This is a genomic window from Mycobacterium sp. UM_11, from assembly GCF_001414075.1.
GTDB lineage: Bacteria > Actinomycetota > Actinomycetes > Mycobacteriales > Mycobacteriaceae > Mycobacterium.
In genome coordinates this window covers 20,294-27,015 of record NZ_LATC01000070.1, presented here as the reverse complement: position 1 = coordinate 27,015, position 6,722 = coordinate 20,294, and the positions used below count along the sequence as shown (strand labels likewise).

At 69.2% G+C, this 6,722-nt stretch carries 5 protein-coding genes; 2 read left to right on the top strand and 3 right to left on the bottom strand.

Annotated features, from left to right (window positions below):
* The 3 genes from WU80_RS17275 to panB form a co-directional block, all read right to left on the bottom strand.
* Window positions 1-994, bottom strand: a 994-nt coding sequence (locus WU80_RS17275) for a CYTH and CHAD domain-containing protein (RefSeq protein WP_156371798.1), incomplete at its 3' end; no start/stop codon positions are given.
* A 152-nt stretch (window positions 995-1,146) separates the two neighbouring features.
* Window positions 1,147-2,328: a 1,4-beta-xylanase gene (locus WU80_RS17270; RefSeq protein ID WP_055403999.1), complete on the bottom strand. Its 1,182-nt coding sequence runs from the start codon at window positions 2,326-2,328 to the stop codon at window positions 1,147-1,149.
* Between the two features lie 112 nt (window positions 2,329-2,440).
* A complete protein-coding gene (panB, locus tag WU80_RS17265; RefSeq protein ID WP_055404019.1) occupies window positions 2,441-3,280 on the bottom strand; it encodes a 3-methyl-2-oxobutanoate hydroxymethyltransferase in 840 nt (279 codons plus the stop codon).
* Window positions 3,281-3,482: 202 nt separating this feature from the next.
* Between panB and WU80_RS17260 the strand changes: the two genes are divergently transcribed.
* Together WU80_RS17260 and WU80_RS17255 are read left to right on the top strand one after the other, a co-directional pair.
* The gene (locus tag WU80_RS17260) at window positions 3,483-5,045 is read left to right on the top strand and encodes an alpha/beta hydrolase (RefSeq protein WP_156349609.1); all 1,563 of its coding nucleotides are present in this window, start codon (window positions 3,483-3,485) and stop codon (window positions 5,043-5,045) included.
* A gap of 106 nt (window positions 5,046-5,151) precedes the next feature.
* The gene (locus tag WU80_RS17255) at window positions 5,152-6,702 is read left to right on the top strand and encodes an alpha/beta hydrolase (protein ID WP_156349604.1); all 1,551 of its coding nucleotides are present in this window, start codon (window positions 5,152-5,154) and stop codon (window positions 6,700-6,702) included.
* Window positions 6,703-6,722 lie beyond the last annotated feature (20 nt).

Sequence of the window (6,722 nt, the reverse complement as noted above, 5' to 3'; positions counted from 1 at the left end):
GCACCGGTCCGCGCACCAAATCCGGTGCCAGCCCGTCCAATTCACGCTCGTAACGCTCCGCAAGCACCTCGGCGTCGCGGGCGATGCCGAGGATGCCGGCCAGTTCGCGGAGTTCGTCGAGGACCCAGGTGTCGGGCAGTCCGAACGTTTCCTCGTAGTCGCGTAGCAGGCTGCGCAGCTTGCGAGTGGTGACCCGCATCTGGTGAATGGAATCGAACGCGTCGGCCCGCACGGCGCGATCCCACACCAACAGTTCGCGGATCTGCTCGGCCACCGCGCGCTGCAGCGGGTGCTCGGCGGGCTGATCGCCGATGGGCCGCGGCGTCGTGCCGAGCACCCGCGCGAGCTTGGAGGCGTGACCGGCGGGTGCGGCGCCGGCGTCGAGCAGCCGGTTACCCAGGCGGTTCAACAGTTCGGTGTCGGGGGCGCCGTTGGACGCCCCGCTTGACTCGATGAGCTCCAATTCCCATTCGCGCCACTCCTGCTGGGTGGGCTCCAGGTCGGCGTCATCGGAGGTCTGGGCCGACCACGCGGTGACGTGGTCGTTGCAGAACTCCGCCAGCGGGGTGCCGTCCGCGGCGTACAACACCTGGCTTTCGCGTTGCGTGGTGATGCGCGCGACCGGCTCCAGCGGGCGGTCGCGGACGATCGCCAGCACGACGTCCACCAGTTCTTCCGGCACGGTGTCGGGGTTGTCCGGGCCGGAGGCGTCCAGCGGTGCCCGCACTTCGGTGCGGACCTCGGGTCCGGCGGGCAGCTTCAGGTGCCACCCCGCGTCGGCACCACCGGTGCGGCGGCGCAGGGTGATCTTGTTGCGGGCCAGGTCCTGTGCCGGGGTGTCGAAGTACGTCGCGTCCAACGTCTGCGTCGGCGACTTGTCGACGTGCGCCACCGCGGCGATGCCTTCGAACGAAGGCGACACGGTGGACTCGCCGACGTCGAACTTGCGCTCCACCTCTAAATGGCGCGAGGTTTGCGGCGCTTTAGCAGGCATTTTCGGCTCCGTTGCGGGCGCGTCGCCGCGGCCTTGAACGTCGGGAAGGGTGGTGATGGGCTCCCATAGCCTGCCATATCCCGGTTACCGCACGCCGACCTGGAGGGCATTCGCCAGCCGTTGATCGATTTCGGAGAATCGGTGCCAGTAGCTCAGCCGGGGGGCGGCGCGTCGTGCAGATGCATTGCCAGCCCGCTCAGCTCGCGAATCGTCTGAGTCTCGGGCTCGCGGAAAGGGCGCCCGTCGGGGGCGAGCAGGTCGTGGAACCACTCGTCGGGCAAGGCGGGATATGGGTGCTCCCATGAGTCCCACGGGAAGAAGGTCTGGGTTTTCCCGGCGACCAGCCCCCAGTTGAACGCACCGACGTTGTAGCGCTTCGCGATGGGCAGCACGCCCTGGACGGTGCTGCCCAACGGGCGGGCCATGTATTCGGTGCACAGGATGGGGCGCCCGAGGGGTGCGAGCTCGGCGATGCGCCCCTCGAACTCCGGCGGCGCGGCGTAGGAGTGGAATGTGATCACGTCGGAGTTGTCCAGCTGGATGCCGCTGATCGCGCTGCGACGACCGGGGTCGGCCCACTCGCCGTCCCAGACCGCGCTCGTCAGCGGCTGGGACGGATCGACCGTGCGGGCCCAGCCGAACACCTGGGGAAGCAGGTCGGCGACCAGGTCGAGCTTGTCGCCCCGCTCGACGGAGCGGTAGTACTTCGACGGATTGTCCGGCTCGTTCCACAGGTCCCAGCCCAAAACGCGGTCGTCGGTGCGGAATTGGGTCAGCACCCCGGTGACGTAGGCCCGCAGCGTGTTCAGGTAGCCGCGGTCGTCGAGGCGCTGCGCGCCCGGGCTCTGGACCCAACCGGAGTTGTGCACGCCCGGGGTGGGGGCGCGCTGCGGGCCGGCCTCGGGACGGGGATCCCAGCAGGAATCGAACAACACGAACAGCGGCTTGATGTCGTGGCGCGCCGCGATGTCGACGAACTGGGCGAGGCGGACCTGAAACCCCCGTTGGTCCTGCGCCCACAACAGGTCGTGCAGGAAGACCCGCACCGCGTTGAGCCCGTTGGCGCGGGCCCAGCCCAGTTCGGTGTCGACGCGCCGCGGGTCGAACGTGTCGGGCTGAAACATCTCCAGCTGGTTGATCGCGTTCGACGTGATGTAGTTCGCCCCGACCGGCCAGCCCTGAGCCTGATACCACCGGTTGGCGCGCTCGGGTGACCAGCGGCTTGCCTGCGGCGAGGTGCCAGGCGCGGGCTGCGCGACCGCGCGAGGTGCTCGGGCCAGTGCCGTGCCTCCTGCCAGCAATAGCGGTAACTTCAGCACGCTTCGGCGGTGCACGAAGTCACCACAAATCCCCCGGTCGATGTGTTCACCTTCGCTCTTGAGAAGCTATCCAAGAGCAATCGTACGCGCCTGCCACACAACGGGTTTGGCGGTTTGGGGGATTACGTCAGAAGCAGTGCTCGTCGGCGGGGAAGGTGCCCTCGGCCACCTCTTGCGCGTATTGGGTGGCGGCCCGGCGCAGTTGGTCGCCGACGTCGGCGAACCGCTTGACGAAGCGCGCGGCCTTGCCGCTGCTGACGCCGGCCATGTCCTGCCAGACCAGGACCTGGCCGTCGCAGTTGGGGCCGGCGCCGATGCCGATGGTCGGGATGGTCAGCTTGCCGGTGATCTGCGTGGCCAGTTCGGCCGGCACCATCTCCATGACGACGGAGAACGCCCCGGCCTCGGCGACCGCGATCGCGTCGTGCACGGTCTGTTCCGCGGCGTCACCGCGGCCCTGCACCCGGAACCCGCCCAGGCTGTTGACGCTCTGCGGCGTGAAGCCGATGTGCGCCATCACCGGGATGCCGGCCGCGGTCAGGCAGGCGATCTGCTCGGCCACCCGCTCGCCGCCCTCGAGCTTGACGGCGTGTGCCCCGCCCTCCTTCATGAACCGGGTCGCCGACGCCAGGGCCGCGGCGGGTCCGGCCTCGTAGCTGCCGAACGGGAGGTCCGCGACGACCAGGGCGTGCCGGGCGCCCCGCACCACGCCGCGCACCAACGGGATCATCTCGTCGATCGAGACGGGCACCGTGGTGTCGTAGCCGTAGACGACGTTGGCGGCCGAGTCGCCGACCAGCAGGACCGGAATGCCCGCCTCGTCGAAGATGCGGGCGGTGGAGAAGTCGTAGGCCGTGAGCATGGCCCACTTGTGGCCTTCGGCCTTCATCTTCTGCAGGTGATGGGTGCGGATCTTGGGGAGCGGCTGCTCCGACGTGCCTGCACCATAAACGTTCTGCTCAGACATCATTGTCCCTAGTGGTGGTCGGGTCGATCCTCGTGGCCTCGCAGGGTCCCCGGGTTCGTCTGACGGTGCCATTCTGCCATCTCTGCTGTGCGGTTGCACCGTCGCTGTGATGTGTGCCATACATGCGGGCCCGATCGCCGTCGCCCGCCGGAGGGCCGGTGGCGCCGCTCATGAGAATCTCAGCTTGGCTCTGGCAGCATATGTGGGCATGGGTCTGTCTTCCCGCGACAAGGTTGCGCGCACGCTGCTGGTTGGGACGGCGTTTGCTGCCGTGGCGCTGCTGCTCGCGGGCTGCGTTCGCGTCGTCGGCGGCCGCGCCCTACTGGCCGAACCCAAGCTGGGGCAGGCCGTCGAATGGACACCGTGCAAGTCCTCGAACCCGAAGGCCAAGATTCCCCCCGGGGCGCTGTGCGGCAAGCTGGCGGTGCCGGTGGACTACGACCACCGCGACGGCGACGTCGCGACGCTGGCGATGATCCGGTTCCCGGCCACCGGCGACAAGATCGGCTCGCTGGTGATCAACCCGGGCGGTCCCGGGGAGTCGGGCATCGAGGCCGCGCTGGGGGTGGTGCAGTCGCTGCCCAAGCGGGTCCGCGAGCGGTTCGATCTGGTGGGCTTCGATCCACGCGGCGTGGGGTCGTCGCGGCCTGCGGTCTGGTGCAACTCCGACGCCGACAACGACCGTCTCCGCACCGAGCCCAACGTCGACTACACCCCGGCGGGCGTGGCGCACATCGAGGACGAGACCAAGCAGTTCGTCGGCCGCTGCGTCGACAAGATGGGCAAGAACTTCTTGGCCAACGTCGGCACGGTCAACGTCGCCAAGGATCTGGACTCGATCCGTGCGGCGCTGGGCGACGACAAGCTGACCTACCTCGGCTACTCCTACGGCACCCGGATCGGCTCCGCCTACGCGGAGGCCTACCCGGACAAGGTGCGGGCGATGATCCTCGACGGCGCCGTCGACCCCAACGCCGATCCGATCGAGGCAGACCTGCGCCAGGCCAAGGGTTTCCAGGACGCGTTCAACGACTTCGCCACCGACTGCGCGAAGAAACCGACCTGCCCGCTGGGCACCGACCCGGCCAAGGCCGTCGACGTCTACCACAGCCTGGTCGACCCGCTGGTCGATCCCAACAACCCGATGCTCGGCAGGCCGGCCCCCACGAACGACCCACGGGGACTGAGCTATAGCGACGCCATCGTCGGCACGATCATGGCGCTGTACTCGCCGACGTTGTGGCATCACCTGAGCGACGGGCTGGGCGAGCTGGCCGACCACCGGGGCGACACCCTGCTGGCGCTGGCCGACATGTACATGCGCCGCGACGCGCACGGCCACTACACCAACGCCACCGACGCGCGGGTCGCCATCAACTGCGTCGACCAGCCGCCGATCACCGACCGCGCCAAGGTGATTGACGAAGACCGGCGCTCGCGGGAGATCGCGCCGTTCATGAGCTACGGCCAGTTCACCGGGGACGCGCCGCTGGGCACCTGCGCCTTCTGGCCGGTGCCGCCGACCAGCAAGCCGCACCCCATCTCCGCGCCCGGCCTGGCGCCGACCGTGGTGGTCTCGACCACCCACGACCCGGCGACCCCGTACAAGGCCGGGGTGGATCTGGCCAACCAGCTGCGCAGCTCGTTGCTCACCTACGACGGGACCCAGCACACGGTCGTGTTCCAGGGCGACGGCTGCATCGACAACTACGTCACGGCATACCTGGTCGGCGGCGCCACACCGCCCAGCGGCGCAAAGTGCTAGTGCGGGTACACCTCTGACGCCGAGCGCAACGCAACGCGCCGGTGCTCCGCAGACGAGACCAAGGCGTAATCGTTTCGCGCCGCTTCGGGTACCCGCGGCTGACACGATGACAGCCATGTCGCGCCTGGGGTCCTTGAGCTCGGCGCTGCTGTCATTCGCGTTGGTGGTGGGGCAATCGGCGGTGGCCGGCGCCACCCCCGAACCCGACGCCGGGCAGACCCCGGCGCCGAAGGCGTCGGTGGCCACGCCGCAGCCGTGGGGGAGCTGCGGTCAATTCGTCACGGACACAAGCGATGTCCCCACCGCGCAGTGCACCACGGTGTCCGTCCCGGTCGACTACGACAATCCCGGCGCCGGGCAGGCCAAGCTGGCGGTGATCCGCGTGCCGGCGACCGGCCAGCGAATCGGCTCGCTGTTGGTCAATCCGGGCGGCCCGGGCGGGTCCGCGGTCGACATGGTGGCCGGGATGGCGTCGGATCTGGAGAACACGCCCATCCGGCGCAACTTCGACCTCGTCGGCTTCGACCCGCGAGGGGTGGGGCATTCCACCCCGGCGCTGCGCTGCCGCACCGACGCCGAGTTCGACGCCTACCGTCGCGAGCCGATGGTCGACTACAGTCCGGCCGGCGTGGCGCACATCGAACAGCTTTATGAGCAGCTGGCCCAGCAGTGCGTGACCCGGATGGGCACCGGGTTCCTGGCCAACGTCGGCACCGCGTCGGTGGCCCGCGACATGGACATGGTCCGCCAGGCGCTGGGCGACGATCAGATCAACTACCTCGGCTATAGCTACGGCACCGAGCTGGGGACCGCGTACCTGGAGCGCTTCGGCGCCCACGTCCGGACGATGGTGCTCGACGGCGCGATCGACCCGACCGTCGGCCCGGTCGACGAGAACGTGCAGCAGATGGCGGGATTCCAAACCGCTTTCAACGACTACGCCACCGACTGCGCCCGCTCACCGGGCTGCCCGCTGGGCACCGACCCGGCCCAGTTCGTCAACCGCTATCACGCCCTCGTCGACCCGTTGGTCGCCAAGCCGGGCCACACGTCGGACTCCCGCGGCCTGAGTTATGCCGACGCGACCACCGGCACCATCAACGCGCTGTACACGCCGGCGCACTGGAAGTACCTGACCAGCGGCCTGCTCGGGCTGCAGCGCGGCACCGACGCGGGCGACCTGTTGCTGCTCGCCGACGACTATGAGGGCCGCGACCGCGGCGGGCACTACACCAACGATCAGGATGCGTTCAATGCGATCCGGTGCGTCGACGCGCCCACGCCGAAGGATTCGGCGAGCTGGGTGTCGGCGGATCGGCGCATCCGCCAGGCGGCCCCGTTCCTCAGCTACGGGCAGTTCACCGGGGACGCCCCCCGCGACCTGTGCGCGCTGTGGCCGGTGCCGGCGACGTCGACGCCGCACGCGGCCTCGCCGGCGGCGCCGGGCAAGGTCGTCGTCGTCTCCACCACGCACGATCCGGCCACCCCATATCAGGCCGGCGTCAACCTGGCCCGCCAACTGGGCGGCCCGCTGATCACCTACGACGGGACCCAACACACCGCGGTGTTCAACGGCGACCAGTGTGTGGACGGCGCTGTGACGCGTTATCTCGTCGCGGGGACGTTGCCGCCGCCGTCCTACCGGTGCCAGTCTTGACGGCACTGAGCAGCCTGTTT